The organism is Mycobacterium sp. BK086, assembly GCA_004362315.1.
Taxonomy (GTDB): domain Bacteria; phylum Actinomycetota; class Actinomycetes; order Mycobacteriales; family Mycobacteriaceae; genus Mycobacterium.
Genome location: SNWL01000003.1, coordinates 479,099 through 505,358, shown reverse-complemented (window position 1 = coordinate 505,358; position 26,260 = coordinate 479,099). Strand labels below are relative to the sequence as shown.

The window sequence follows — 26,260 nt, the reverse complement described above, 5'->3', positions numbered from 1 at the left end:
TAGCCGTCTCCCCAACAGCTGAAAGAGGCCCGCAATGAGCGCCCCCGCACACCCCGCACCCGCAGCCCCGATCCGGGTGCCTGCCGGGACTACGGCGGGCGCTGCGGTGCGCGAAGCGGGACTGCCCGGCCGTGGCGAACCCGGTGCGATCGTCGTCGTGCGCGACGGTGAGGACAAGCTGCGCGATCTCAGTTGGGCGCCCGACACCGATGCCGACGTCATCCCGGTGGCCGCCGACACCGACGAGGGGCGCAGCGTGATCCGGCACTCGGCCGCCCACGTGCTGGCTCAGGCGGTGCAGGAGCTCTTCCCGCAAGCCAAGCTCGGCATCGGCCCGCCGATCACCGACGGCTTCTACTACGACTTCGACGTACCCGAGGCGTTCACGCCCGAGGACCTGGAGAAGCTCGAGAAGCGGATGCAGAAGATCGTCAAGGACGGTCAGCTGTTCTCCCGGCGGGTGTATGAGTCCAAAGACCAGGCGCGAAGCGAGTTGGCCGGTGAGCCCTACAAGCTCGAACTGGTGGACGACAAGTCCGGCGACGCCGACATCATGGAGGTCGGCGGCGATGAGCTGACCGCCTACGACAACCTCAATCCCCGCACCCGCGAACGTATTTGGGGTGATCTGTGCCGCGGCCCGCACATTCCGACCACCAAATACATCCCGGCGTTCAAGCTCACCCGAAGCTCGGCCGCGTACTGGCGTGGTGATCAGAGCAACGCCAGCCTGCAACGCATCTACGGCACGGCGTGGGAGTCGCAGGAGGCGCTGGACCGTCATCTCGAATTGATCGAGGAGGCACAGCGCCGCGACCACCGCAGGCTCGGTGTCGAGCTGGACCTGTTCAGCTTCCCGGACGAATTGGGCTCTGGCCTACCGGTTTTCCACCCCAAGGGCGGCATCATCCGGCGTGAGCTCGAGGACTATTCACGCCGCAAGCACGAGCAGGCGGGCTATGAGTTCGTCAACACCCCGCACATCACCAAGGAACAGCTCTACATCACCTCGGGTCACCTCGAGTGGTACGCCGACGGCATGTTCCCCCCGATGCACATCGACGCCGAGTTCGACGAGGACGGCAAGCTGCGCAAGCCCGGGCAGGACTACTACCTCAAGCCGATGAACTGCCCGATGCACCACCTCATCTACCGGTCGCGGGGGCGGTCGTATCGGGAACTTCCGTTGCGGCTCTTCGAATTCGGCTCGGTGTACCGCTATGAGAAGTCCGGTGTGGTGCACGGCCTGACCCGGGTGCGCGGCATGACGCAGGACGATGCGCACATCTACACCACCCGCGAGCAGATGCGCGACGAGCTGGCTTCGCTGCTGCGGTTCGTGCTCGACCTGCTGGCCGACTACGGCCTCGACGACTTCTATCTGGAACTGTCCACCAGGAACCCGGAGAAGTCCGTCGGCTCCGACGAGATGTGGGATGAGGCCACCGAGACCCTGCGTCAGGTCGCCGAGGAATCCGGTCTGCAGCTGGTGCCCGATCCCGGTGGTGCCGCGTTCTACGGCCCAAAGATCTCGGTGCAGGTCAAGGATGCGCTGGGCCGCAGCTGGCAGATGTCCACCATCCAGCTCGACTTCAACATGCCTGACCGTTTCGAGCTGGAGTACACCGCCTCGGATGGCAGCCGCCAGCGTCCGGTGCTGATCCACCGCGCACTGTTCGGCTCGATCGAGCGGTTCTTCGGAGTGCTCACCGAGCATTACGCCGGCGCCTTCCCGGCGTGGCTGGCGCCGGTGCAGGTGGTCGGCATCCCGGTCGCCGAAGCGCACGAGGAATACCTGAAAGACGTTGCCGCCGAGCTGAAGTCGCAGGGTATTCGGGTGGAGGTCGACATCAGCGACGACCGGATGGCCAAGAAGATCGTCAACCACACCAATCAGAAGGTGCCGTTCATGCTGCTCGCGGGGGACCGCGACGTCGAAGCGGGCGCGGTGTCATTCCGCTTCGGGGACCGCACCCAGATCAACGGGATACCCCGGGCGCAGGCCGCCGCCACGATCAAGAAGTGGATCGCGGACCGCGAAAATGCCGTTCCCACAGCTGAACTGGTGAAGGTCGACGGTGGCTGACGAACCGGACGCGATCATCGATCGGGGCATAGGTGAGCCGGACCGGCTTCAGCGCCTGTGGACCCCGCACCGGATGAGCTACATCCTGGATGTGCCCGCACAGAAGGACGCTCAGAAGCAAGGATCTGCTGGATCCTCGCAACCCTTCACCTACATCCCCACCCTGTCTGACGAGGACGGGTTGGTGGTCGCTCGCGGTGAGCAGGTGTACGTGGTGCTCAACCTGTATCCGTACAACCCCGGCCATCTGATGGTGGTGCCCTACCGGCAGGTGTCGGAGCTGGAGGATCTCACCGCGGATGAGAGCACTGAGCTGATGGCGTTCACCCAGAAGGCGATTCGCATCATCAAGTCGGTGTCGAGTCCGGACGGGTTCAACGTCGGGCTGAACCTGGGCAAATCCGCGGGCGGTTCACTGGCCGAACACCTGCACATGCACGTCGTGCCGCGCTGGTCGGGCGACGCCAACTTCATCACGATCGTCGGTGAAACCAAGGTCATCCCGCAGCTGCTTCGCGACACCCGCAAGCTTCTCGCCGACGAGTGGGCCAGCCAGCCGTGAGCGACTTCTACCTGATGACCCGCGCCGCGTACGCCAAGCTCAGTACGCCGTTGGCCAAGGGCGCGTTGAAGATCGGGTTGACCCCCGACATGGTCACGATCATCGGCACCGCGGGTTCGGTGCTTGCCGCGTTGATCGGGTTCCCGATCGGGCAACTGTGGTGGGGCGCGGTGGCCGTCTGGTTCTTCGTGCTCGCCGACATGCTCGACGGTGCGATGGCGCGCGAGCGCGGCGGCGGCACTCGGTTCGGCGCGGTCCTCGACGCCACCTGTGACCGCATCAGCGACGGCGCGGTGTTCTGCGGGTTGCTGTGGTGGGCGGCATTCGGACTCCACAACACGTCCCTGGTGGTGGCCACACTGATCTGCCTGGTGACCTCGCAGGTGATCTCCTACGTCAAGGCCCGGGCCGAGGCCAGTGGGCTCGACGGCGGCGGGGGACTCATCGAGCGCCCCGAGCGGCTGATCATCGTGCTCGTCGGTGCCGGACTCTCCGACTTCCCGCTCTTCCCGATCCCGGTGCTGCTGCCCATCGCGATGTGGGTCCTGGCGGTAGCCAGCCTGGTCACCGTCGGCCAGCGGGTGCATTCGGTGCGCTCCAGCCCCGGCGCCATGGACAAGATCGCGCCGGAACAGCCGCAGACCGCCGGCGATGAGCCCGAAGGTACCGAGCAGTGATCAGCACGCCGGGGCAGCTGTGGACAGCGGGCCGGAACCGGATGCCGCGCACCGACTATCTCAGCGATCTCGGCTACGCCGCCGGGTGGCGGATGGTGCGGGCGTTGCCGGAGTTCGTGGCGCGCAACGCGTTCGACGCCGGCGCCTGGTACGCCGCGCAGGGCGGCGGGCCCGGGCAGCTGCGCAAGAACCTGGCCCGGGTGATCGGCACCACGCCCGCCGAGGTGCCGGAATCGCTGGTTCGTGCTTCGCTGGCCTCGTACGCCCGATATTGGCGGGAGGCATTCCGGTTGCCCACGATGGACCACACGAAACTAGGGCCTGAGCTGGACAAGACGGCGTTCGGCAAGGAGCACCTCGAGGCCGCGCTGGCGGCTGGGCGCGGCGCGATCCTCGCGTTGCCGCACAGCGGCAACTGGGACATGGCCGGGGTCTGGCTGGTCCAGTTGAACGGCCAGTTCACGACGGTCGCCGAGCGGCTCAAGCCCGAATCGCTCTACAAGCGGTTCCTCGACTATCGCGAGAGCCTCGGCTTCGAGGTGCTGCCGCTGACCGGAGGCGACCGGCCCGCCTACGAGGTGCTGGTGGAACGGCTCAACGACAACCGCGTGGTCTGCCTGATGGCTGAGCGCGATCTGAGCCGCTCCGGCGTGCCCGTCGACCTGTTCGGTGAGGCCACCCGGATGCCCGCGGGCTCGGCCAAGCTCGCGCTGGAGACCGGCGCCGCGCTGATCCCGGTGCACTCCTGGTTCACCGACGACGGCTGGGTCGTCGACCTCTATCCGGAGCTGGACTGCTCCAGCGGCGACGTCGGCGTCATCACCCAGGCGCTGGCCGACCGCTTCGGTGCCAATATCGCGGCGCACCCAGCGGATTGGCACATGCTGCAGCCGCAGTGGCTGGCTGACTTGTCCGATGAGCGGCGGGCCCGGCTCGGGGACAACTGATGCGTATCGGCATGGTCTGCCCGTACTCGTTCGACGTGCCCGGCGGGGTGCAGTCGCACATCCTGCAGCTCGCCGAGGTGATGCGCGCCCGCGGTCACGAGGTGAGCGTGCTCGCGCCGTCGTCGCCGCATGTGAAGCTGCCCGACTACGTGGTCTCCGGCGGTAAGGCGGTGCCGATTCCCTACAACGGCTCGGTGGCCCGGCTGAGGTTCGGGCCCGCCACCCACCGGCAGGTCAAGAAGTGGCTCGCCCAAGGCGAATTCGACGTGTTGCACCTGCACGAGCCCAACGCGCCCAGCCTGTCGATGCTGGCGCTGCAGGCCGCTGAGGGGCCGATCGTGGCGACGTTTCACACCTCGACCACAAAGTCGTTGACGCTCAGCGTATTTCAGGGGATTCTGCGGCCCTTCCACGAGAAGATCATCGGCCGGATCGCGGTCTCCGATCTGGCCAGGCGCTGGCAGATGGAGGCGCTGGGCTCCGACGCGGTCGAAATCCCCAACGGCGTCGACGTCGCGGCCCTCAAGTCGGCCCCGCGGCTGGAGGGCTATCCACGGCCGGGCAAGACCGTGCTGTTCCTCGGCCGTTTCGACGAGCCGCGCAAGGGCATGGAGGTGCTCGTGGGCGCGCTGCCGACACTGGTGGAACGCTTCGCCGACGTCGAGATCCTGATCGTGGGGCGCGGCGACGAGGACGAGCTGCGGGACAAGTGCGGCGATCTGGCGGGACATCTGCGGTTCCTCGGTCAGGTCGACGACGCCGAGAAGGCGTCGGCGCTGCGTAGTGCCGACGTCTACTGCGCGCCGCACACCGGTGGTGAGAGCTTCGGCATCGTGCTCGTCGAGGCGATGGCCGCGCAGACCCCGGTGGTGGCGAGCGATCTCGACGCGTTCCGGCGGGTGCTGCTCGACGGCGAGGCGGGCCGGCTGGTTCCGGTCGAGGACTCCGACGCGTTGGCCGACGCGCTGATCGAGATGCTCGACGACAACGCCCTGCGCAAGCGCTACGTGGCGGCGGCGAATACCGCGGTGCTGCGCTACGACTGGCCGGTGGTGGCCGACCAGATCATGCGGGTCTACGAGACGGTGGCCGGCGCGGGGATGAAGGTCAGGGTCGCTGGATCGGCGGGCCGGAGCGAAGCGACTCGGGGATCGAACTGAGATGGCGCCGGGGTTGTATTGGACGCTGACCGCACTGCTGATCCTGGTGTTGGTCGTCAGCGCGCTGCTGGCCCTGCAGACCGCCAGCCGGCTGGACCGGCTGCACATCCGCTACGACCTGTCCTGGCAGGCACTCGACGGCGCGCTGGCCCGCCGGGCGGTGGTCGCCCGCGCGGTAGCCGCAGACACCTACCGCGGACGGCCCGAGGGCAAGCGCCTCGCCACACTGGCTGACGCTGCCGAACGCGCGCCCCGCTCCGGCCGTGAAGCCGCCGAGAACGAGCTGTCGGCGGCCCTGGCGACCGTCGACCCGACATCGATGCCGGTATCGCTGGTCGCCGAGCTCGCCGACGCCGAAGCCCGAGTGCTGCTGGCCCGGCGGTTCCACAACGATGCCGTGCGCGACACCCTGGCGCTGCGGGAACGGCGCCCGGTCCGGTGGCTGCGGCTGGCCGGTACCGCTCCGCTGCCAAGTTACTTCGAGATCGCCGAACGCGCGGACACCGCGCCGTCGGGAGCCGTCGAGCAGGTCGACCGCCGCACGTCGGCGCGCGTCGTGCTGCTCGATGACCGGGGCGCGGTGCTGCTGTTCTGCGGATCCGATCCAGCTGTCACGACCGGTGTGGCACCGCGCTGGTGGTTCACCGTCGGCGGGCAGGCATTACCGGGGGAGCGGCTGGTCGACGCCGCCGTCCGTGAGATCGCCGAGGAGACCGGGCTGCGGGTGGACCCGGTCCAGATGGTCGGCCCGGTCTGGCGCCGTGATTCGCTGATCGACTTCAACGGCACCGTGGTGTCCAGCCAGGAGTTCTACTTCGTGCACCGCACGGCCCGGTTCGAACCGACCGCGGCCGGGCGCACCCAGTTGGAGCTGCGGTACATTCACGGCCACCGGTGGTGTGATTCCGCGACGATCGAGCAGCTGGCCGCGGGCGGGCAGACGGTGTATCCGCTGCAGCTGGGGGAACTGCTCGAGGAGGCGAATCTGCTGGCCGACGGACGTGGCGGGCCGGACACGGAATTACACCCGATCCGCTGACGAACAGCGGAATTATTCAGTTTGGGTCCGCCCTTTACACTGGATCCGTATCAAACGAAGGGACTGACAGTGGATACCAACGGCTCGGGCAGCCCCGCGCAGACCGGTACCGCTCGGGTCAAGCGCGGCATGGCGGAGATGCTCAAGGGCGGCGTCATCATGGACGTCGTCACCCCCGAGCAGGCGCGGATCGCCGAGGGCGCCGGTGCGGTGGCCGTCATGGCGCTCGAGCGCGTCCCCGCTGATATCCGCGCCCAGGGCGGCGTATCGCGGATGAGCGACCCCGACATGATCGAGGGCATCATCTCGGCGGTCACCATCCCGGTGATGGCCAAGGCCCGCATCGGGCACTTCGTCGAGGCGCAGATCCTGCAGAGCCTCGGTGTCGATTACATCGACGAGTCCGAGGTGCTGACGCCGGCCGACTACACCCACCACATCGACAAGTGGAAGTTCACCGTCCCGTTCGTCTGCGGCGCGACCAATCTGGGCGAGGCACTGCGCCGCATCACCGAGGGCGCGGCGATGATCCGCTCCAAGGGTGAGGCCGGCACCGGCGACGTCTCCAACGCCACCACTCACATGCGATCCATCGGCGCGGAGATCCGGCGGTTGTCGTCGCTGTCGGAAGATGAGCTGTACGTCGCCGCCAAGGACATGCAGGCGCCCTATGACCTGGTTGTGGAAGTCGCCAGGGCGGGCAAGCTGCCGGTGACATTGTTCACCGCCGGCGGTATCGCCACCCCGGCCGACGCCGCGATGATGATGCAGCTCGGCGCGGAAGGCGTGTTCGTCGGTTCCGGCATTTTCAAGTCCGGCGACCCCGCCGTGCGGGCCGCCGCCATCGTCAAGGCCACCACCTTCTTCGACGATCCCGATGTCTTGGCACGGGTGTCGCGTGGACTGGGTGAGGCCATGGTCGGAATCAACGTCGAGGAGATCGCGGAGCCGCACCGACTGGCCCAGCGCGGCTGGTAACGCGTGGCGATCGAAGAGATCCTCGATCTCGAGCAACTCGAGGTCAACATCTATCGGGGTGCGGTCTTCAGCCCCGAATCCGGTTTCCTGCAGCGGACATTCGGTGGCCACGTGGCCGGCCAGTCCCTGGTGTCGGCGGTGCGCACCGTGGATCCCGCATTCCAGGTGCACTCGCTGCACGGCTACTTCCTGCGGCCCGGTGACGCCACCGCCCCCGCGGTGTACACCGTGGAGCGGCTGCGTGACGGCGGTTCGTTCGTCACCCGGCGGGTCAACGCGATCCAGCACGGCGAGACCATCTTCTCGATGTCGGCGTCGTTCCAGAGTGATCAGAGCGGTATCGAGCACCAGGACGAAATGCCGGCCGCGCCGCCGCCCGACGACCTGCCCGGGTTCATCTCCAAGGGTGGCGTGTTCGACGACGCGGGCTTCTCCCAGTTCGCCGAATGGGACGTCCGCATCGTCCCGCGCGACCAGGTGGCCCGGCTGCCGGGCAAGGCGTCGCAACAGCAGGTCTGGTTCAAGCACAAGGACCCGCTGCCCGACGACCACGTGCTGCACATCTGCGCGCTGGCCTATATGAGCGACCTCACGCTGCTCGGCTCGGCGCAGGTCACGCATCCCGAGGAACGCAAGCACCTCAACATCGCCTCACTGGATCACGCCATGTGGTTCATGCGGCCGTTCCGGGCCGACGAGTGGCTGCTCTACGACCAGTCCTCACCGTCGGCGTGCGGCGGCCGCTCGCTGACCCAGGGCCGGATCTTCAACCGGTACGGCGAGATGGTTGCGGCCGTCATGCAGGAGGGGCTGACGCGCTACAAGCGCGGATACACCGGCTCGTGAGCGTGCGGGTGGGCGTGCTGGCTCTGCAGGGCGACACCCGTGAGCACCTGGCGGCCCTGCAGGAGGCCGGTGCACAGGCGGGCACGGTGCGTCGCCGCAGCGAACTCGACACGGTGGACGCCCTGGTCATCCCGGGCGGCGAATCCACCACGATGAGCCACCTGCTACGTGAATTCGACCTGCTGGAGCCGCTGAGGGAGCGCCTGGCCGACGGGATGCCGGCCTACGGTTCGTGTGCGGGGATGATCCTGCTGGCCTCCGAGATCCTCGACGCCGGTGCGCCGGGCCGTGAGGCGGTGCCGTTGGGCGGTATCGATATGACGGTGCGGCGCAACGCTTTTGGGCGTCAGGTGGATTCCTTCGAGGGCGACATCGACTTCGAGGGCCTGGATGGTCCCGCGCATGCGGTGTTCATCCGTGCGCCGTGGGTCGAGCGGGTCGGGCCGGCTGTGCAGGTGTTGGCGCGCGCCGGCGACCACATCGTGGCGGTGCGGCAGGGCCGGGTGCTGGCCACCGCGTTCCACCCCGAGATGACCGGGGATCGGCGGGTGCACAAGCTGTTCGTGGAGATCGTCACCGGCCGGGATTAACTCGCGCGAAAATTTCGATTCGGAACCGGCGGTACCGGGTATCTATTCCGGCGAATAGGGTCATTCCCTGACCGGTAACTCTTCGACCACGGAGCGAATCAACGATGAGTGGTGGGCTCAGTACGACGGTTCTGGCGGCGACGTCCGAGGGCGGTGGTGCGGCACTGGACCAGGTGATCGGCCTGTCCATCGTGGCGGCGGTGGTCACCGCGGTGCTGCTGTGGATCGGCTATCAGCACCGCGCCAAACGCATCACCTGGCTGGCCGGCACCGCCGAGCGCGCGGGTGCCAAGTTCAAGAGGCCGCCGTGGGTGGCGGTCAGCATCATGCTGTTCTCCGCGACGCTGATCTGCGCGCTGTTCGGGTTCATCTGGGATGTCAGCCTGCACATCGGCAAGGGCCGCGATGCAGGGCCGCTGGCCAACCCCGCGCACTACTTCATCTTGTTCGGGCTGTTCCTGCTGTTCATTGCCGGCGTGCTGGCGGTCGTGCTGCCGTATGACAAGCCCGGGTCGGCCGCCGTCCGGATCACCCGGCACTGGTATGCCCCGGTCGGTGGTGTGCTGATGGCCGGTTGCGGTCTCTACGCGCTGATCGGCTTCCCGCTCGACGATGTCTGGCACCGGATCTTCGGCCAAGACGTCACCCTCTGGGGGCCCACGCACTTGATGCTGATCGGCGGTGCCGGTCTGTCCTTGGTCGCGGTGCTGTACCTCGAGTACGAGGGCCGTCGCGCAATGGGATCCGACGCCCCGCCCGACACCCGGTTCGTGAAGTTTCTCCAGTACCTGTCGTTCGGCGGCCTGGTGGTCGGGCTGTCGGTATTCCAGATCGAGTACGACTTCGGGGTCGAACAGTTCCGGCTGGTGTTGCAGCCGATGATGATCGGCGTGGCGGCCGCGATGGCGCTGGTTGCGGCCCGGCTGACGCTCGGCCGTGGCGCGGCCATCATCGCCGCGATCCTGGCGATCGCGCTGCGCGGCGGTGTGGCACTGGTGGTCGGCCCGATCCTCGGTGGGCCCAACAGCTGGTTCCCGCTGTACCTGGGTGCCGCGCTGGTGGTCGAAATCGTTGCCCTCACCCCGCTGGCCAAGCGGCCCATCGTCTTTGGCGCAGTCGCCGGCCTGGCCGTCGGAACCCTCGGTTTGTGGCTGGAGTCGCTGTGGATCGGGGCGGTCTACCACTACCCGTGGCCGACGAGTATGTGGGGCGAAGCCCTGACCATGGCGGTGCCCGTCGCGGTGATGATGGGCCTGTGCGGCGCCCTGTTGTCGATGGTCCTCAACGGTCAGCGGCTGCCACGGCCCGCGATCGGCATCACCGTCGTCGTGGTGACGGTACTGGCCATCGGCGGGGCCGTTGCCAACGGATTGCGCGTCGAGGTGCCCCAATCCAGCACGGCCACAATCGCATTGACCGACCTGCCCAGCCCGCCCGGACAGCGGATGGCCAACGCTGACGTGCGCATCAATCCGCCGGACCTGGTCAGCGGAGACCCCGAATGGGTGACGATCCTGTCCTGGCAGGGTGGCTTGGCGAACGATCGCGGCCTGGTCATCGACCGGCTCGAACGCGTCGGGCCGGGCCACTATCGGTCGACCCGCCCGGTCCCGATCTGGGGTTCGTGGAAGACCCTGTTGCGGGTGCAGGACGGCACCACGATGGCCGGCGTGCCGATCTACCTGCCTGCCGATCCGGGAATCAACGCCGAGGCGGTGCCCGCGGAACTGACGAGTACCCGGCCGTTCGTTCCGGAGATCCAGATCCTGCAGCGCGAACGCAACCTCAACCACCCGACCTGGCTGTTCGCCGCGGGGGGAGTGGTGGTGCTGATCTGCACGCTCATCCTGATCGCGGCGCTGACGTGGGGCGGCGGCCGGATCAACCGCACCGAGGAGGAGCCCGCCCGCCTCGACGAACCGGTGGGGCCGCAGGTGTGACCGTCACATACGGTGCCCACCACGCTCTGGTGCTGGCGCTGCCCGCGCTGACGCCTGCCGTCATCCTCGTCGGCGTGGTGTTGTTCATAGCAATCCGCGATCGTCGCCGCGGCGACGTCGACGCCGATTCCGAAAGAGACGAAAAGTGAAGGTGTCCAACATTATTGCGGCCACTGCGATGATGACCGCCGCGGTGGCGTGTGGGTCGACCAAACCGCCGGTGCCGCAGGCGGCCGGACCGGTCGTCGAGATCACCATCGCCCACGGCTCGGTGACACCCACCAACGCGACACTGACCGCGAAGGTGGGCCAGCCGATCACGTTGCGGGTCAACAGCGATACCGACGACGAGTTGCACGTGCACTCCACCCCGGACCACGAATTCGAGGTCGTGGCCAAACCCGAGCAAGAGTTCTCGTTCACCGTCGACGTTCCCGGCAGCGTCGCGGTCGAACTGCACCACCTCGACCGGACGGTGGCCACCATCCAAGTCCAGCCGTGACGGTCGCGGTCCTGGCGCACGGCCTCGGCGGCTCCACCGATCTGCCGATCCCGTACGCCTACGCGCTCATCGGTGCAGCCTGGGCGCTGACGCTCACCTTTGCCGTGGTGGTATTCGCCTGGCGGAAACCGCGTTTCGACCCTGACCGGCCGGGCCGCCCGGTGCCGGGCTGGGTCGGTGCGGTCGTCGATTCACCGGTCACCCGGTGGGTGGTGCGCGGCCTGGGGCTGGCGCTGGCGGTGTGGGTTGTCACCGTCGGGCTGTTCGGTCCGCAGACTGCCGGCAACGCGCTGCCTGGCGCTTTCTACGTGCTGCTGTGGGTCGGGGTGCCTGCCCTCTCGGTGCTGATCGGCCCGGTCTGGCGGCTTCTTTCGCCGCTGCGCACCGTCATGCGGCCGGTGCCCGTGCGTGCGTCCCGGCGCTATCCGGATGCGCTGGGCTACTGGCCCGGCGCGGCGGGTCTACTGGCATTCGTCTGGCTGGAACTGGCCAGCCCGGACCCGGGATCGTTGCGGGCCATCAAGATCTGGCTGGCCTGCTACGTGGTGATCACGCTCGGCGGCACGCTGCTGTGCGGACAGCGCTGGCTGGCTCGGGCCGATCCGTTCGAGGTGTACAGCGTGGTGGCGTCGCGGCTCGCGGTGTTCGGCCGCAGTCGTGACAGCGGTCTGGTCACGCTGGTCAATCCGTTCAATCATCTGCTGACACTGCCGGTGCGACCGGGAACCGTTGCGGTGCTGGCTGTTCTGCTCGGATCCACGGCGTTCGACAGCTTCTCGGCGAGTCCGGACTGGCGCAATTTCGCCGACGGTCTTGCCGTGAATCCGGCGGTTACGCGCAGTGTCGGGCTGCTGGTGTTCGTTCTGGTGGTGGCGCTGAGCTTCTGGACGGCCGCGCAGGCCGTCGGCGGGGTGGACCGTGCGCGCCGCCGCGAGCTGCCCGGGCTGATGGCGCATTCACTGATCCCGATCGTCATCGGATACGTGTTCGCGCACTATCTTTCGTACCTCGTCGAGAAGGGTCAGCAGACCGTGATCGCGCTGCTGGGCATCCCAGGGCTCGAGGTGAACTATCTGCTGTCGGCTCACCCCTCGGTATTGGCCACTCTGAAGGTGTGTTTCGTGGTGGCCGGGCATATCGCGGGTGTGATCGCCGCGCACGACAGCGCGATTCGGCTGCTGCCGTCCGGCCACCAGATCACCGGGCAGCTGGTGATGATGCTGACCATGGTGGCCTACACCTTTACCGGGTTGTATCTGCTTTTCGGCGGCTAGCAGCGCCAATTCGTCGTCCGACGTTTAGACAACGTCAATCTGGGCAGACCCACCATGGCCAATGCCCGTGCCCATACTCGATATCTCGGCACGCGGCGCGGCACTAGGAGGTCGTGATGATGTCACTGGGCTGGTTGAGTTGCCGCGTCCATCGACTACTGGGAAGCCAGTCCGGGAAATCGACGCAGGGCCTGTGGCGCCCGGCCTGGCAGAGCTCCTCGTCCGTGGAACGCCCGATCAGTTGGTGGCGCGCGCTCTAGCTTCGATTCCGCCCATCCACGATGACACCGGCAGCCTGCTCGAGGGGTTTGATCGCCGACGTGAAATCCGAGTCGGGACCTTCCTCGTCCATCACTGTCTCCCACAGCCGTCCGACTGCTGCGGCCACCTCGGTGGGCAGGCCCAGTGCAGCGGCCTCTTCCAGATACAGCCGGACATCCTTGACCATCAGGCCGGTGGCGAATCCGTAGTCGAAGCTGCGCGGCAGAATCGAATTCGGGAACTTGTCCCGACTCGCGTTGGTCGCACCCGATCCGGCATTGATCACGTCGATCATCACCGACGGGTCCAGACCGGCCTTGACGCCCATCACGACCACCTCGCAGGTGGTCGCCAACGCGGTGGCGGCAAGGAGGTTGTTCACCAGTTTCATCGTCTGGCCGGCACCGGATTTGGTGTCGACGAAGAACGGTGTACCCAGCTGCGCCAGCACCGGCTGGACGAGGTCGAACTCGTCGCGCGGTCCCGAAACCATCAGCGCCAGCTTGCCTTTCGTCGCACCGCCGACACCGCCGCTGACCGGGCTGTCGAGCATCGCGATCCCGCGCTGGGCCAGCTGAGCCTGGATCTGTTGTGCGGCGGTGCTGCCGACGGTGGACAGGTCGATGAACCGCTTGACCCGTTGCCCCTCGATCACTCCGTCGGGGCCGGTGGCGACGTCGCGGGAGGCCTGCACCGACGGCAGGCTCGCCAGCACGGTCTCACTGCGGTCGGCGACGTCGCGTGGCGACGAGGCCGCCTGGGCACCCAGTGCGACGGCCGACGCGACGACCTCAGGACGGGTGTCGAAGACGATCACCGGGTGACCGGCATCAATCAGACGGGCAGCCATGGAAAAGCCCATATTGCCAAGGCCGATGAACCCGATCTCCATGGTCACTGGGCATCGAGTTCGGCGAAGACCTCGCGCGCGACGCGGAAGCCGTCGACACCGGCGGGCGCGCCTGCGTAGATCGCGACCTGCAGTAGCACCTCGCGGATCTCCTCGCGGGTGACCCCGTTGGTCAGTGCTCCACGCACATGCGTCTTCAGCTCGTGCGGGCGGTTCAGCACCGAGATCATCGCCAGGTTCAGCATGCTGCGGGTCTTCAGCGGCAGCTCCTCGCGGCCCCACACCGCACCCCAGCAGTACTCGGTGAGGAGGTCCTGCAGCGGCCTGCTGAAGTCGTCGGCCTGCCGCTCGGCGTTGGCGACGTACTCCTCGCCGAGCACCGCGGCGCGGATCTGTCGTCCCTTGTCGTATGTCGCCTTGTCCATGCCGTTCATGATCGCATTGCGCCCGCAACGCCACTTTCACTGACTTGAGTCATTGACTTATCCGCTGGCCGCGTACTACAAAGGCCCGATGACCACGATTCCGCGGCTGGACTTCGCCGACCTGCCGATGGCCGCCGACCGGGGCGCCGGCTGGGCGATGCTGCGCGAAGCCGGTCCGTTGATCGAGGGTGACGGCTTCTACACGCTCACCCGCCGCGACGACGTCCTCGAGGCGTTGCGCAACACCGACGTCTACTCGTCGAAGGCGGCCTTCGACGGGCTGGCCAGTCCGCTGCCGATGGTCCCGATCGCGTTCGACCCGCCCGAGCACACCCGATTCCGCCGCATTCTGCACCCGTACTTCAGCATGCAGACCCTCGGTGCGATGCTCCCGTCGTTGCAGCAGCAGGCGATCGACGTCATCGACGACATCGCCGCGAAGGACGGCTGTGAAGTGGTGCAGGAGCTCGCGATTCCGTATCCCTCACAGGTCTTCCTGACCTTGTTCGGCCTGCCGCTGGCCGACCGCGACCGTCTGGTGGCCTGGAAGGACGCGATCATCGACATCGGGATGGCGCAGAACCTCGACGACGCCGACCTGACACCGGCGATCGAACTGGCCACCTACCTGACCGAGGCGATCGCCGAGCACCGCGGCAATCCCGGCGACGACGTCCTCTCGGGGGTGCTCACCGGGCCCGACCCGCTCGACGACGGAGAGGCGCTCGGGCTGGGCTACGTCTTCATCCTGGCTGGGCTGGACACCGTCACCTCGGCGATCGGCTCGGCGCTGCTGATGCTGGCCCGCCATCCGGAGGCACGGCGGCAGCTGTGCGCCGACCCCGACCAGATCCCGGTGTTCATCGAGGAACTGCTGAGGCTGGAATCACCGGCCCCGATGATTCCGCGGGTGACCACCCGGCCGGTGACGATCGCGGGAGTGACGCTGCCCGCGGGTGCGAAAGTACGGCTACCGCTGGCCGCGATCAACCGCGACGGCAGCGACGCCATTTCAGTCGACGAGCTGGTGATGGACGGTAAACTGCACCGGCACTGGGGATTTGGTGGCGGTCCGCATCGGTGCCTGGGCTCGAACCTGGCCCGCCTCGAGCTGAAACTCGTTCTCACCGAGTGGCTGCGTCGCATCCCCGAGTTCGAGGTGGCGCCCGGGTTCGACGCTGTGGTCGAGTGGCCGGCCGCCTCACTGGCCTTGCCGAAACTGCCGCTCGTCTTCGGTTCAGTTCAGAACGGGTAGCAGCAGTCGCGACGCCGAGCGGACGGTGTTGATGCTGCTGGCTCCCACGCTGGCGTGGCGGAAGTTCATGATCGCGGGGGTGCCGGGATCCTGGTCGTCGCTCGTGATGGTGACCTGGATGCGATGGCCGGCCGCGAATCGGCGGGCGTTGGCCACCAGTGGAATTCGGTACTCCACGTCCTCGCCGACGGGCACCGCGACCGGGTGACGGCACGGCAGCACCGGCGCGCCGGGGCGGCTGTTCGCCTCGTCGACTTCGCGCAAGCTGGCGCGCAGCCACCCGGCGGTGACCGCCTCGCTGGTGCCGTCCGGGGCGACATCGCTCAGTGTGACGATCCACGCGGTATCGGTGGCGGTGGTACTGGCCAGCAGGCGCAATTCGGCGTCGCCGACAACGTCGAGCGCCTCGGACAGTGGCTGACTCGTCCAGGTCAGTGACGGCGGGGGATCGATCTCACTGGGCTTGGCCCGGCCGAGGCCGGCGCCGAGCACCATGAATTCCCGTGCACCAGAAGTACCTTCGTCGGCGTCGAGGCCGCCGTCGGCACGCAGCGCGAGTTCACGATGGGTGCCGGCCGGTGGCCACGAATCCGAGGTGCGCCACTCGTCGGCCCCAGGCAAGACGTAGCGGACGGCGGGGCCGTCGAGGATGCCGGTGTCGCGGCCCTTGAGCCAATGGTCGTACCAGGCAAGGGCTTCGACGTGCAGGCTCTCCCACGGCCACGTCAGGCCATACTGGCCGAGCATGCCCATCCGCACCGCGGGACTGCTGGTCAGCCCGGCGAACGCGGTGAACGTCGAGGGCAGGTGCAGCGGGACGTTCTGCCAATCGCAGCCCAAATAGACTGGAATGTCGATCTTTTCGAGAAGCGGCAGCAGATTGCGTTCATCCCACCATCCGTCGCGGACGGGGTGGCGCACCGCCGCGTCGAGCCACAGGTCATCCCAGGGCTGCGGGTCGTGCGGCAGCTTCAGCAGGCCGCGCATCATCGTGACGGCCGCCTCGCCGTTCATGGTGGCGAACTTGTGGTGCAGCGGCTTGGTGTTGAGCACCCAGCGGGCCAGGCCCAGGGGGCGGCTGCGCCAGAACTTGTCGGTGCGGGCGGCGGTCAGGCCCAGCATCGACAGGAACGGCGTCACGAACGACGAGGAGAACAACCCGTGATGCACCGCGGCCTCGTACAGGTCGGCGGTGACAGCCACCGGGAAAATGGCCTTCAGATGTGGCGGACGCTCGACGGCGGCTTCCAGTTGAGTCATCGCGAAATAACTGATGCCGATCATCCCGACGTTGCCGTCGCACCACGGCTGGGCGGCCACCCACTCGACGAGGTCGTACATGTCGCGGCGTTCCTGGGCGTCGAAGAAATTGAAGGTGCCGCCGGAGCCGCCCGTGCCGCGCAGGTTGGCGATGACGTGCCCGTAGCCGCGGGGCACCCAGAAGTCGGTCGCGCCGGCCTCGATGAACCCGGCCGGGGCGCCGAGGTCCTGGATCTGCCGGGGGTACGGCGATGCGGCGATCAGGGCGGGGAAGCGCGCCCCCTCAGCTCCGGGGCCGTCGGGTCTGTGCACGTCGGCGAGCAGGGGGATGCCGTCGCGCATGGGGACGGCGACGTTGATCTCGGTGGTCATGCCGTGCTCCGGCGCGCTGAGGTTGCGGTACTCGCGTCCCGTGGTCTGCGGCCCGTTGAGCTGGCGTTCGGTCGTCATGAGTTTCACGCTACGATGAAACTAGTCTCAACGCAACGAGAAACTTTTGGTAGGGTCGTCACCGTGCCGAAGACCACGACGCCGGGACCCCGCGACGAGAAGGGGGTGCTGGCGGCCAGGATCCTGGATGCCGCGCGGGGCGAATTCGCCCAGCACGGCTCGGCGGGCACCACGATCAGAGCGGTGGCGCGTGCCGCCGACGTCGATCCGGCCCTGGTCTATCACTACTTCAGTTCCAAGGACCGCCTCCTCGACGCGGCGACCAATCCGCCGCAGCGCTGGCTGGAGAACGTCGCGACGACGTGGACGACGCCGGTTCCGCAGCTCGGGGCCGCGCTCCTGCGGCTGATGCTGAGCGCGTGGGCCGACGACGAGATCGGGCCGATCCTGCGGTCGGTATTGCAGACCGCCGCGCACGAGCCGAGCACCCGGGAGAAGCTGCGCCGAGTCGTCGAGGGCCAGTTGATGGGCGTGTCGCAGCTGGGCGTCGACGAGGCCGATCGCCTCAAACGCAGCGGGCTGATCTCGTCTCAGATCATGGGGCTGGCGATGATGCGCTACATCTGGAACATCGAGCCGCTGGCGTCGATGGGCGAGGACGAGATCGTCGCGGCCGTCGCGCCGAACCTACAGCGCTACGTCGACGGCGACTTGAGTTAGACGGCGAGCGTCGAGAGTGCAGCGCGCGGGCCAGTAGACTCGTCGGGTTACGCCAGGACGGAAAGTACGGAGAAGAACCCGATGAGCGGCCATTCCAAGTGGGCTACCACCAAGCACAAGAAGGCCGCCATCGACGCCAAGCGCGGCAAGATGTTCGCCAAGCTCATCAAGAACATCGAGGTCGCAGCACGCGTCGGCGGCGGCGACCCGGCTGGTAACCCGACCCTCTACGACGCCATCCAGAAGGCCAAAAAGTCCTCGGTGCCCAACGACAACATCGAGCGGGCCCGCAAGCGCGGCGGCGGCGAGGAAGCCGGTGGCGCCGACTGGCAGAACATCACCTACGAGGGTTACGGCCCCAATGGCGTCGCGGTGCTCATCGAGTGCCTGACCGACAACCGCAACCGGGCTGCCGGTGAGGTCCGGGTCGCGATGACCCGAAACGGCGGCAATATGGCCGACCCCGGTTCGGTGGCCTACCTGTTCTCCCGCAAGGGCGTGGTCACGTTGGAGAAGAACGACCTGTCCGAGGACGACGTCCTGCTGGCGGTTCTGGACGCCGGCGCCGAGGAGGTCAACGATCTCGGCGACAGCTTCGAGGTCATCTCCGAGCCCACCGATCTGGTCGCGGTGCGCACCGCACTGGTGGACGCCGGCATCGACTACGACTCCGCCGAGGCCGGGTTCCAGGCGTCGGTGACGGTCCCGCTGGATGCCGACGGTGCCCGCAAGATCATGAAGCTGGTCGACGCGCTGGAGGACAGCGACGACGTGCAGGACGTCTACACCAACGCCGACATCTCCGACGAGGTCCTGGCGCAGCTCGAGGACGACTGACCTAGGCCGGATGCAGGCTGACCGGCACCCCTGAGTAGCGCGTCATCCCCGTCGGGGGATCCAAGTCGTCCTTGGACGTCAGGACGTTGACGTTCGCGCCGACGTGACCGTGCGGCACCGACACCACCCCCGAGCGCACCGACGGGTCCAGTTTCGCGATACCGGTGAGCTCACCGTGTTCGGTGCGCACCACCACCGTCTGGTTGTCGGCGATACCGGCGGCGGTTGCGTCCGTGGGACTCACGATGATCTCGGGCAGCTCGCCGAGGAACTCCAATTGGGTGTTGAGTCTTCGTAATTGGCGGCGCGGCACCAACACCGGGCCGATGCTGTGGCGCAGGCCGTGCAGCTGGTCGACCAGTACCTGGGGAGCGAGTCGCCAGCCGCCGAGACGCTCGACATGGCGCGTCACCCACGGTGCGGGAAGCTCGCGCTCGGCCTCGGTCCAGCCGGTCGCCACCAGTTCGTCATAGCCGGTGCGGCCACCGGCGTTGAGCTTGGCCAGCATCTGCTCGTCGCCCATCGTCGTGTCGGCGATGTCGTGGCCCAGTTGCCTGCCGATCTCGGCGAGCACCCACCACATCGAGCGGCGCTCGCCCACCGGGCCGGTGATCGCGGGCGTGTGCTGGGACGAGATTCGGGTGCTCATGAAATCCCACAGCGTGACGTCGGGCCGCTCGAGTTGACCCTTCGTGGGGAGGACGTGGGTGGACGCGGCCGTCGTCTCGTTGGGCAGAATCTCGGCCGTGGCGAGGACTTCGAGCTTGGGCAGTGCCGCGCGCAGTGTGTCGGCCGCCGGAAATCCGGTGAGCAGGTTGCCGCCGAGGTTGATCAGCGCGCGGATGTTGCCCGCCTCGATCTCGTCGGCCAGTGTGGCGCACGGCCATTCCCGCATGAACGCCCGCGTCTCCGGGCGGCTGCGCGGGCCTGGTCTCGACTTGCCCTCGGGCGGGGCGATCGGCAGCTCGAACAGTTCGAGCTGGTAGCCGAAGCCCGGGTGGAACCACATCCCGCCGGGGGTGTTCATCGAGCCCGTCAAGATCAGGAGAGCCCACGAAAACCACTGTGTCACATTGGCACTCGCTGACATCGTGATCCCGGTGCCGCTGTCGATCGCGAGGTGTCCGGCCTTGCGGACCGCGGCCAGCAGGTCCTCGAGATCGGTCTGCTCGACGTCGGCGAGCGCGGCGGCATGTTCTGCGGTGAACGGTTCGACGGCAGCCGCCAGGATGTCCAGGTCTTGGACGGGAACGTCCGTGTCGGCGCCGTCGCGCAGGATTTCGCGGACCAGGAAGCCCAGCACCGCATAGTCGGTGCCCGGTCGCGGTGCCAGGTGGCGGGTCGCCAGTCGTGCGGTCTCGGTGCGGCGGGGGTCGACGACCCAGAGCTGTGCCCGTTTGGCGATGTCGCGGAACAGGCCGCGGGGATTGGGCATGCCGACGGTATGGCCATGGGAGACAACAGGATTACTGCCGAGCAAAACGACCAGATCGGCGTTTGCGTAGTCCGGGCGTCCGGTCAGCCCCGACGAGCCGCCCATCAATTCCGCGACCAGGACCTTGGCGGTACCGTCGATCGTGAGTGGACTGAACTTCGCCGGTGTGCCGATCGCGCGGTGCAGCGCCTCGGCCGTGCGGTAGCCGACGGCGTCCATCCCGACCCCGGTGCCGAAGTTGATCGCGACCGCGGCGGGTCCATGCTCGGCGATGATGGCGCGCAGCCGGGCGCCGAGGTCGTCCAGGCATGTCTCCCAACTGGTTTCGGTCAGGCGCCCGTCGACGCGCAGCATCGGCCGCTCGAGGCGATCGGGGTGATGGTGAATCTGGGGGAGCGCACGGCCTTTGGGGCAGGTGTAGCCCTTGGAGAACGGATGCTCGCCGTCGCCGTGCACAGCCAGCACGCGCTCGCCGTCGAGCTCGACCAGGATGCCGCACACCGATGTGCAGACCCGGCAGAAACTTCGCACAACGCGGGTATCGCCCGTGACCATGGAAGAGAACCGTACGCTGCGGGGATGGCCGAGGTTATCGACCCCGACGGGATCAGGTGGTCGGTGCGTCGCTGGTGGTGGAAGACGATCCCGTGGGAGACCGGATTCGCCACCCTCGACGCCCTGATCTTCCTGATCGTTCTGCCCTTCATGCTGCTGTGGCCGTTCTGGCTGCTGTCGAAGTGGCTTGGTGCGGCGTGGACCATCGACATCAAACGCGACGGCACCAAAGTGGGCAGCGAGCAGGTGCGGGGCTGGAAGCGCTCCGGTCAGCGCGTGGAGGAGCTGGCTCGCGCAGCCCAGGACGGCGCGTTGACCCAATTCACCACCGAGACCTGATCAGCGCATTCCGTGACCGCCGCCGTCGTGGAAGATCAGTCCGCCACCGAACAGGAACGGATACAGGCTCGGGTAGGGGACGTCCGGCGGGGATGACGTCAGCTGGGCGTTGCCCGGTGTTTCGCACGCGGTGTTGCCGTCGCTGACAGCGGTACAGACCAGATGCGGGTCGCCGGCCGCGGCGGCGACGGGGGCGGCGGCAATGGCCATGGCGACACCGCCGGCAAGCAGTCCGGCGACGATGCGAGTGTTCGCCTTCATGAGTGTTCTCCTTCGAAACTGAACGTACAGTTTCGAAATTAAAAACGCTGGCAGACGCCCGATTAGTCCCGTCTGCTGGTGAGTTCTCTCACCGCGACAGGCCGCGCAGGGCGGTGTCGACGATGGCGTCGGCGGTGGCGTCGTCCAGAGCGCCGCGGCCCGTGATCAGCCGGTAGAGCGCCGGCCCGATGATCAGGTCGATCGCGACGTCGCGGTCGACGTCGGCGCGCAGTTCGCCGCGGGCCACCCCGCGATCCCACACCGTTTCGAGCACCGCGCGTCGTGACCGGACGAGCCCCTCGCGCAACTCGGCGGATACCTCGGGATCGAACTGGGCCTCACCGACCAACTGCGCGAAGACTCGCCCGCTCGGGCCCGTGTAGAAGTGGCACAACCCGCGCAGCCACACCGTGAAATCTCCCCGGGCCGAGCCGGTGTCGGGATCGGGGGAGTCGGCCTGCATCTGCGAGAAGAACGCATCGACGGCGACCGCGTACTTGTTGGGCCACCACTTGTAGATGGTCGCCTTGCTCGACCCGCTGCGGGCCGCGATCTGTTCGGTGGTCATCGCCCGTAACCCGATCTCGTGCAACAGTTCTGACGTCGCCCGTACCACCGCCGCGCGGGACTGCTCGCTGCGCGGGCGGCCGGGTTTGGGTACGGCGGTGATGTCCTCGACGCTCACAGCGGGTACAGCCGATCCAGATTGACGACGATCGCTTCCTGGGTGCTGCGGGCGATCACGACGACGGCCGGCACGTCGGGATCCGGATTCTCTTCGCGGTGCGGCAGATTGGGCGGCACGAAGATGTAGTCGCCCGGCCCGGTACTGATGCGCACTTCGGCCACGCCGTCGTGGAAGACGAACTCGGGGTGGCCGCTACGCACGAAAATCGCGGTCTCCGAGTCGCCGTGGTGGTGATTCGCCGACGCCACGCCCGGACTCACGTGCGTCTCGCCCATCCAGAGTTTTTCCGAGCCCACACTGCGGCCGCTGATCGCGGCGAACCGCTGCATCCCGCCGGTCTGGGAGGTGCCGCCGTCCAGATCGCCCGCCTTGACGTGGTGCACCCGGTGACCCGGCGGCAGGCTGTCGGACAGGTCGGGATGGAATGCGTCGGGGCCGCCCATGAACTGACGATAGCCACCGCGTGTCCTGATGGCTCCTGTCTGCGCGGCCCGCTACTGTGATCGAACAACTGTTCGTAGTCAAAGAGGTGATCAGTGCGGGTGATGGGAGTCGACCCAGGGTTGACGCGCTGCGGTCTCTCGATGATCGAGAGCCGGGGCGGTCGCCAGGTCATCGCTCTTGATGTCGACGTGGTGCGCACCCCGGCCGACGAGCCACTGCAGCGCCGGTTGATGACGATCAGCGACACCGTCGACCACTGGATGGACACCCACCTGCCCGATGTGATCGCAATCGAGCGCGTGTTCGCCAACCAGAACGCCAACACCGCGATGGGCACCGCCCAGGCGGCGGGAGTGATCGCCCTGTCGGCGGCCCGCCGCGATATCGACGTACATTTCCACACCCCCAGCGAGGTGAAAGCCGCCGTCACCGGCAACGGCCGGGCGGACAAGGCGCAGGTCACCACGATGGTCACCCGGATCCTGCAGTTGCAGCAGAAGCCGACACCGGCCGACGCCGCCGACGCACTGGCCCTGGCGATCTGCCACTGCTGGCGCGCCCCGATGATCGCCCGCATGGCGCAGGCCGAGAAGATGGCCGCCGAGCAGAAGCGGGCATATCAGGCCCGGCTGAAGGCGGCCCGCGCGTGATCGCCTCGGTACGCGGGGAAGTCCTCGACATCGCACTGGACCACGTCGTCATCGAGGCGGCCGGCGTCGGCTACAAGATCATGACCACCCCGTCGACGTTGGCGACGCTGCGGCGCGGCACCGAAGCCCGGCTGATCACCGCGATGATCGTGCGCGAGGATTCCCAGACGCTCTACGGTTTCGCCGAGTCCGACGCCCGCGACCTGTTCACCACCCTGCTCGGCGTATCGGGGGTCGGCCCGAAGATCGCGCTGGCGACGCTGGCCGTGTACGACGCGAACGCGCTGCGCCAGGCGCTCGCCGACGGCGATGTCACGGCCTTGACGCGGGTGCCAGGGATCGGCAAGCGTGGTGCCGAGCGGATGGTGCTGGAATTGCGTGACAAGATCGGTGCGGTCGCCGGTGGCGCGGGTGTGGCCGCGGCAACCGGGCATGCGGTGCGCGCGCCGGTCGTGGAAGCCCTTGTCGGACTTGGCTTTGCGGCCAAGCAGGCCGAGGAAGCCACCGACAAGGTGCTCGCCGGTGATCCAGATGCGTCCACGCAGAGCGCGCTGCGGGCGGCGTTGTCGATGCTGGGTAAGAAATGAGCAGGTTCGACGGGGACGGCGAGGACGACGACTTCGAACGCGACGTCTCACCGGCGCTGACCGTCGGCGAAGGCGACATCGACGCCAGCCTGCGCCCGCGGTCGCTGCGCGAATTCATCGGCCAGCCACGCGTTCGCGAACAGCTGCAGCTGGTGCTCGAAGGCGCCAAGAACCGCGGCGGCACACCGGATCACATCCTGCTGTCCGGCCCGCCCGGGCTGGGTAAGACCTCGCTGGCGATGATCATCGCCGCCGAACTCGGCTCGTCGCTGCGCGTCACCTCCGGACCGGCACTGGAGCGGGCCGGCGATCTGGCCGCGATGCTGTCCAACCTCGTCGAGGGCGATGTGCTGTTCATCGACGAGATCCATCGCATCGCGCGGCCCGCCGAAGAGATGCTGTACCTGGCGATGGAGGACTTCCGGGTCGACGTCGTCGTCGGCAAAGGCCCTGGGGCGACATCGATTCCGCTCGAGGTGGCACCGTTCACCCTGGTCGGTGCCACCACCCGGTCGGGCGCGCTGACCGGGCCGCTGCGCGACCGCTTCGGGTTCACCGCGCACATGGACTTCTACGAGCCCGCCGAATTGGAGCGCGTGCTGGCCCGCTCGGGCGGCATCCTGGGCATCGAGGTCGGCGCCGAGGCCGGTGCGGAGATCGCCCGCCGGTCGCGGGGCACCCCGCGTATCGCCAACCGGTTGTTGCGGCGCGTGCGCGACTACGCCGAGGTGCGCGCCGACGGCGTGATCACCCGAGACATCGCCAAGGCGGCACTGGCGGTCTACGACGTCGACGAACTCGGGCTCGACCGCCTTGACCGCGCGGTGCTCACGGCGTTGACCAAGAGTTTCGGCGGCGGACCGGTCGGGGTCTCCACACTGGCTGTCGCGGTGGGGGAGGAAGCCACCACCGTCGAAGAGGTCTGCGAGCCGTTCCTGGTGCGCGCGGGCATGATCGCGCGGACTCCCCGCGGACGGGTCGCGACGCCGTTAGCCTGGACCCACCTCGGCATGGTTCCACCGCCGCGGGCCAGCGGGCTCGGTCAGTCCGGCCTTTTCGAGTGATGGGAGCCCCGATGGTCATCGCCGCGCTGATATTCGCCGGCCTCGCCGCGCTGCTGCACGTCTACATCTTCACGATGGAGTCGCTGACCTGGACGACGCCGCGCACCCGTGCGGTGTTCGGCACCACCGCCGAGGAAGCCGAGACCACCAAGCTGATGGCCCTGAACCAGGGCTTCTACAACCTGTTCCTCGCGATCATCAGCGTCGTCGGAATCGTCGCAATTGTGCAGGGCTGCATGGCCATCGGCGCGGCCCTGGTGTTCGCCGGTGTCGGTTCCATGCTGGCGGCGGCCGTCGTACTGCTGGCATCCGCGCCGGACAAGGCCCGCGCGGCGGTGACTCAGGGAGCCTTCCCGTTGGTCGCGGTGGTGCTGCTGGTGATCGCGCTCATCTGACGGTGATGCGGTAGCGGACCTGATTGCCGCCCGCTCGTTTGGCTTGGTACATCGCCGCGTCGGCGGTGTCCACCAACTCCGAGATCGTGGTGGCCACGTCCTTGGCGTCGAGGTCGGTCAGCGCGGCCGCCGTCATCCCGACGCTGGCTGTCACCCCGCCCGGGGTTGCGGCGACAGCTTCACGCAGCCGCTCCGCGCTGGCGCCGGGGTCGCCCGGCGGCGCCAGTTCGGCGATCAGAAACTCCTCCCCGCCGAGCCTCGCGACCACCGAATTCATGGCGCTGGTGCGGCGCAGGTTATCGGCCACCGCGATCAGAACGGCGTCACCGTAGGCGTGGCCGTGGGTGTCGTTGATCTGCTTGAACCTGTCCAGGTCGATGAGTGTCACTGCCAGCCACTGGGACTGGGACCCGCGTGCTTCGGCGATCAGCTGCAGTACGGCTTGGTCGTAGCCACGGCGGTTGCGCAGCCCGGTCAGCGGGTCGGTGTCCGACATCCTCGCGTCGAGGGTCAGCAGATGCAGGAGTAATTGGCTTCCGAACGGGACCGCGAGCACGGCGATCACCACGCCCAGCACATGGCCGACAGCCATCGCGGGATCGCCGGCCTCAGCGATCCGTACCCCGGCGAAAACAGTGGCGATGATGGCATTGAGAAGCGTCGCCGCCAACAACCGGCTGGAGTGGTACAAACCGACGTAGCCGGCGATCGGTGCAAAGGTCGCGCACGCCAACAAGCCGGTCGCGGGGGTCCCGGCAATCACGACGGCAACCGTCACACCGGCGTTGGCGCCGATGGCGAACAGCGCGGATTGACGGCGGCTCGGCCAGCCGATCAGCCAGCTGGACGCCCCTGCGAAAGACAGCACTGACATCACGATCGCAGCAGTCCGGTGGACGTCACCCTGCGGACCCGACGGGCTGAACAGCATCACCAGCGGCACCACGCCGAGGATGATGACGACCGACGCGATGAGGATTCGGCTGAAGCGCTGCAGATGGCGCGCGGCGAGATATTCGGACATCCAGTCGTACTGGCCGGGCTGTTTCCACCAGCGGCGGATCCACGCCGCCATGCCCACGTCCTTGTGCATCTGCTCCCGCAACCGCCCACAGCCGGCCCCCAGGAGCTGCAAGTCTGAGCCGCAATAGTACTTGCTCCGGTCTTGGGCTCGCCCGTTGTACGGTCGCGGTGTGAGGTGATCGTGCTCAGCGCCGACAAATTCGCGGCTCCCGAAGCGCTG

At 67.6% G+C, this 26,260-nt stretch carries 29 protein-coding genes; 21 read left to right on the top strand and 8 right to left on the bottom strand.

The window, feature by feature from the left end:
- Positions 1–34 precede the first annotated feature (34 nt).
- The 13 genes from thrS (at position 35) to EV580_RS02340 (ending at position 12,601) form a co-directional block, all read left to right on the top strand.
- Positions 35–2,086, top strand: coding sequence for a threonine--tRNA ligase (thrS, locus tag EV580_RS02395; protein WP_133689552.1), 2,052 nt, complete (start codon positions 35–37; stop codon positions 2,084–2,086).
- Positions 2,079–2,648: an ATP adenylyltransferase gene (locus EV580_RS02390; protein ID WP_133689551.1), complete on the top strand. Its 570-nt coding sequence runs from the start codon at positions 2,079–2,081 to the stop codon at positions 2,646–2,648. The genes thrS and EV580_RS02390 overlap by 8 nt, the downstream gene beginning before the upstream one ends.
- Positions 2,645–3,325 carry a phosphatidylinositol phosphate synthase gene (pgsA, locus tag EV580_RS02385; RefSeq protein ID WP_133689550.1) on the top strand — a complete coding sequence of 227 codons (681 nt, stop codon included), beginning with the start codon at positions 2,645–2,647 and terminating at the stop codon, positions 3,323–3,325. Before EV580_RS02390 ends, pgsA begins: the two co-directional genes overlap by 4 nt.
- A 41-nt stretch (positions 3,326–3,366) precedes the next feature.
- The gene (locus EV580_RS02380) at positions 3,367–4,272 is read left to right on the top strand and encodes a phosphatidylinositol mannoside acyltransferase (RefSeq protein ID WP_133690988.1); all 906 of its coding nucleotides are present in this window, start codon (positions 3,367–3,369) and stop codon (positions 4,270–4,272) included.
- The gene (locus tag EV580_RS02375; RefSeq protein WP_133689549.1) at positions 4,272–5,432 is read left to right on the top strand and encodes a glycosyltransferase family 4 protein; all 1,161 of its coding nucleotides are present in this window, start codon (positions 4,272–4,274) and stop codon (positions 5,430–5,432) included. Before EV580_RS02380 ends, EV580_RS02375 begins: the two co-directional genes overlap by 1 nt.
- A gap of 1 nt (position 5,433) precedes the next feature.
- Positions 5,434–6,471, top strand: coding sequence for an NUDIX hydrolase (locus tag EV580_RS02370; RefSeq protein ID WP_133689548.1), 1,038 nt, complete (start codon positions 5,434–5,436; stop codon positions 6,469–6,471).
- A gap of 129 nt (positions 6,472–6,600) precedes the next feature.
- Positions 6,601–7,449, top strand: a complete 849-nt coding sequence (gene pdxS / locus EV580_RS02365) for a pyridoxal 5'-phosphate synthase lyase subunit PdxS (protein WP_255525532.1) — start codon at positions 6,601–6,603, stop codon at positions 7,447–7,449.
- A gap of 3 nt (positions 7,450–7,452) precedes the next feature.
- Positions 7,453–8,295 carry an acyl-CoA thioesterase II gene (gene tesB / locus EV580_RS02360; protein WP_133689546.1) on the top strand — a complete coding sequence of 281 codons (843 nt, stop codon included), beginning with the start codon at positions 7,453–7,455 and terminating at the stop codon, positions 8,293–8,295.
- Positions 8,292–8,885 carry a pyridoxal 5'-phosphate synthase glutaminase subunit PdxT gene (gene pdxT, locus EV580_RS02355; RefSeq protein ID WP_166654564.1) on the top strand — a complete coding sequence of 198 codons (594 nt, stop codon included), beginning with the start codon at positions 8,292–8,294 and terminating at the stop codon, positions 8,883–8,885. Before tesB ends, pdxT begins: the two co-directional genes overlap by 4 nt.
- A 104-nt stretch (positions 8,886–8,989) precedes the next feature.
- The gene (locus EV580_RS02350) at positions 8,990–10,825 is read left to right on the top strand and encodes a hypothetical protein (RefSeq protein WP_133689545.1); all 1,836 of its coding nucleotides are present in this window, start codon (positions 8,990–8,992) and stop codon (positions 10,823–10,825) included.
- Positions 10,822–10,974: a hypothetical protein gene (locus EV580_RS33580; protein ID WP_166654563.1), complete on the top strand. Its 153-nt coding sequence runs from the start codon at positions 10,822–10,824 to the stop codon at positions 10,972–10,974. The genes EV580_RS02350 and EV580_RS33580 overlap by 4 nt, the downstream gene beginning before the upstream one ends.
- 32 nt (positions 10,975–11,006) lie before the next feature.
- Entirely contained in the window at positions 11,007–11,327 is a 321-nt protein-coding gene (locus EV580_RS02345) for a cupredoxin domain-containing protein (RefSeq protein WP_255525534.1), read from the top strand.
- Complete coding sequence (locus tag EV580_RS02340) at positions 11,324–12,601, top strand: hypothetical protein (RefSeq protein WP_133689544.1); 1,278 nt, start codon at positions 11,324–11,326, stop codon at positions 12,599–12,601. Before EV580_RS02345 ends, EV580_RS02340 begins: the two co-directional genes overlap by 4 nt.
- Positions 12,602–12,857: 256 nt before the next feature.
- Here the strand turns inward: EV580_RS02340 and EV580_RS02335 are convergent, their stop codons facing one another.
- Positions 12,858–13,754, bottom strand: a complete 897-nt coding sequence (locus EV580_RS02335; RefSeq protein WP_133690985.1) for an NAD(P)-dependent oxidoreductase — start codon at positions 13,752–13,754, stop codon at positions 12,858–12,860.
- 2 nt (positions 13,755–13,756) lie between these two features.
- Positions 13,757–14,137, bottom strand: a complete 381-nt coding sequence (locus EV580_RS02330; RefSeq protein WP_133689543.1) for a carboxymuconolactone decarboxylase family protein — start codon at positions 14,135–14,137, stop codon at positions 13,757–13,759.
- 88 nt (positions 14,138–14,225) lie between these two features.
- On the opposite strand from EV580_RS02330, the gene EV580_RS02325 reads away from it, so the two are divergent.
- Positions 14,226–15,392 carry a cytochrome P450 gene (locus EV580_RS02325; protein ID WP_133689542.1) on the top strand — a complete coding sequence of 389 codons (1,167 nt, stop codon included), beginning with the start codon at positions 14,226–14,228 and terminating at the stop codon, positions 15,390–15,392.
- On the opposite strand, the gene EV580_RS02320 is transcribed toward EV580_RS02325, so the two are convergent.
- On the bottom strand, positions 15,375–17,102 hold the full coding sequence (locus tag EV580_RS02320; protein WP_133689541.1) for a CocE/NonD family hydrolase: 1,728 nt from the start codon (positions 17,100–17,102) through the stop codon (positions 15,375–15,377). The two genes, EV580_RS02325 and EV580_RS02320, sit on opposite strands and share 18 nt — an antisense overlap.
- A 63-nt stretch (positions 17,103–17,165) precedes the next feature.
- Here EV580_RS02320 and EV580_RS02315 point away from each other — a divergent pair, with 63 nt between their 5' ends.
- Both EV580_RS02315 and EV580_RS02310 read left to right on the top strand, forming a co-directional pair.
- Positions 17,166–17,762, top strand: a complete 597-nt coding sequence (locus tag EV580_RS02315; protein ID WP_183506761.1) for a TetR/AcrR family transcriptional regulator — start codon at positions 17,166–17,168, stop codon at positions 17,760–17,762.
- An 81-nt stretch (positions 17,763–17,843) separates the two neighbouring features.
- A complete protein-coding gene (locus EV580_RS02310) occupies positions 17,844–18,599 on the top strand; it encodes a YebC/PmpR family DNA-binding transcriptional regulator (protein WP_133689540.1) in 756 nt (251 codons plus the stop codon).
- A gap of 1 nt (position 18,600) precedes the next feature.
- On the opposite strand, the gene EV580_RS02305 is transcribed toward EV580_RS02310, so the two are convergent.
- Positions 18,601–20,589 carry a molybdopterin-containing oxidoreductase family protein gene (locus EV580_RS02305; RefSeq protein ID WP_133689539.1) on the bottom strand — a complete coding sequence of 663 codons (1,989 nt, stop codon included), beginning with the start codon at positions 20,587–20,589 and terminating at the stop codon, positions 18,601–18,603.
- A gap of 24 nt (positions 20,590–20,613) precedes the next feature.
- Between EV580_RS02305 and EV580_RS02300 the strand changes: the two genes are divergently transcribed.
- Positions 20,614–20,928 (top strand): hypothetical protein, encoded by a 315-nt coding sequence (locus EV580_RS02300; RefSeq protein ID WP_133689538.1) that lies wholly within the window; start codon positions 20,614–20,616, stop codon positions 20,926–20,928.
- Here EV580_RS02300 and EV580_RS02295 read toward each other — a convergent pair whose 3' ends face one another.
- The 3 genes from EV580_RS02295 to EV580_RS02285 form a co-directional block, all read right to left on the bottom strand.
- Complete coding sequence (locus EV580_RS02295; protein ID WP_133689537.1) at positions 20,929–21,189, bottom strand: hypothetical protein; 261 nt, start codon at positions 21,187–21,189, stop codon at positions 20,929–20,931.
- 88 nt (positions 21,190–21,277) lie between these two features.
- Positions 21,278–21,874 (bottom strand): TetR/AcrR family transcriptional regulator, encoded by a 597-nt coding sequence (locus tag EV580_RS02290; RefSeq protein WP_133689536.1) that lies wholly within the window; start codon positions 21,872–21,874, stop codon positions 21,278–21,280.
- The gene (locus tag EV580_RS02285) at positions 21,871–22,320 is read right to left on the bottom strand and encodes a cupin domain-containing protein (protein WP_133689535.1); all 450 of its coding nucleotides are present in this window, start codon (positions 22,318–22,320) and stop codon (positions 21,871–21,873) included. The genes EV580_RS02290 and EV580_RS02285 overlap by 4 nt, the downstream gene beginning before the upstream one ends.
- A gap of 93 nt (positions 22,321–22,413) precedes the next feature.
- Here EV580_RS02285 and ruvC point away from each other — a divergent pair, with 93 nt between their 5' ends.
- From ruvC to EV580_RS02265, 4 genes are read left to right on the top strand one after another with little or no spacing between them, the layout of a single operon-like run.
- Complete coding sequence (gene ruvC, locus EV580_RS02280) at positions 22,414–22,971, top strand: crossover junction endodeoxyribonuclease RuvC (protein WP_133689534.1); 558 nt, start codon at positions 22,414–22,416, stop codon at positions 22,969–22,971.
- Entirely contained in the window at positions 22,968–23,558 is a 591-nt protein-coding gene (gene ruvA / locus EV580_RS02275) for a Holliday junction branch migration protein RuvA (RefSeq protein ID WP_133689533.1), read from the top strand. Before ruvC ends, ruvA begins: the two co-directional genes overlap by 4 nt.
- Entirely contained in the window at positions 23,555–24,622 is a 1,068-nt protein-coding gene (gene ruvB / locus EV580_RS02270) for a Holliday junction branch migration DNA helicase RuvB (RefSeq protein ID WP_133689532.1), read from the top strand. Before ruvA ends, ruvB begins: the two co-directional genes overlap by 4 nt.
- A gap of 11 nt (positions 24,623–24,633) precedes the next feature.
- The gene (locus tag EV580_RS02265) at positions 24,634–25,017 is read left to right on the top strand and encodes a DUF1304 domain-containing protein (protein WP_133689531.1); all 384 of its coding nucleotides are present in this window, start codon (positions 24,634–24,636) and stop codon (positions 25,015–25,017) included.
- Here EV580_RS02265 and EV580_RS02260 read toward each other — a convergent pair.
- Positions 25,010–26,092: a GGDEF domain-containing protein gene (locus tag EV580_RS02260; protein ID WP_166654562.1), complete on the bottom strand. Its 1,083-nt coding sequence runs from the start codon at positions 26,090–26,092 to the stop codon at positions 25,010–25,012. The genes EV580_RS02265 and EV580_RS02260 overlap by 8 nt on opposite strands.
- Between the last annotated feature and the right edge of the window lie 168 nt (positions 26,093–26,260).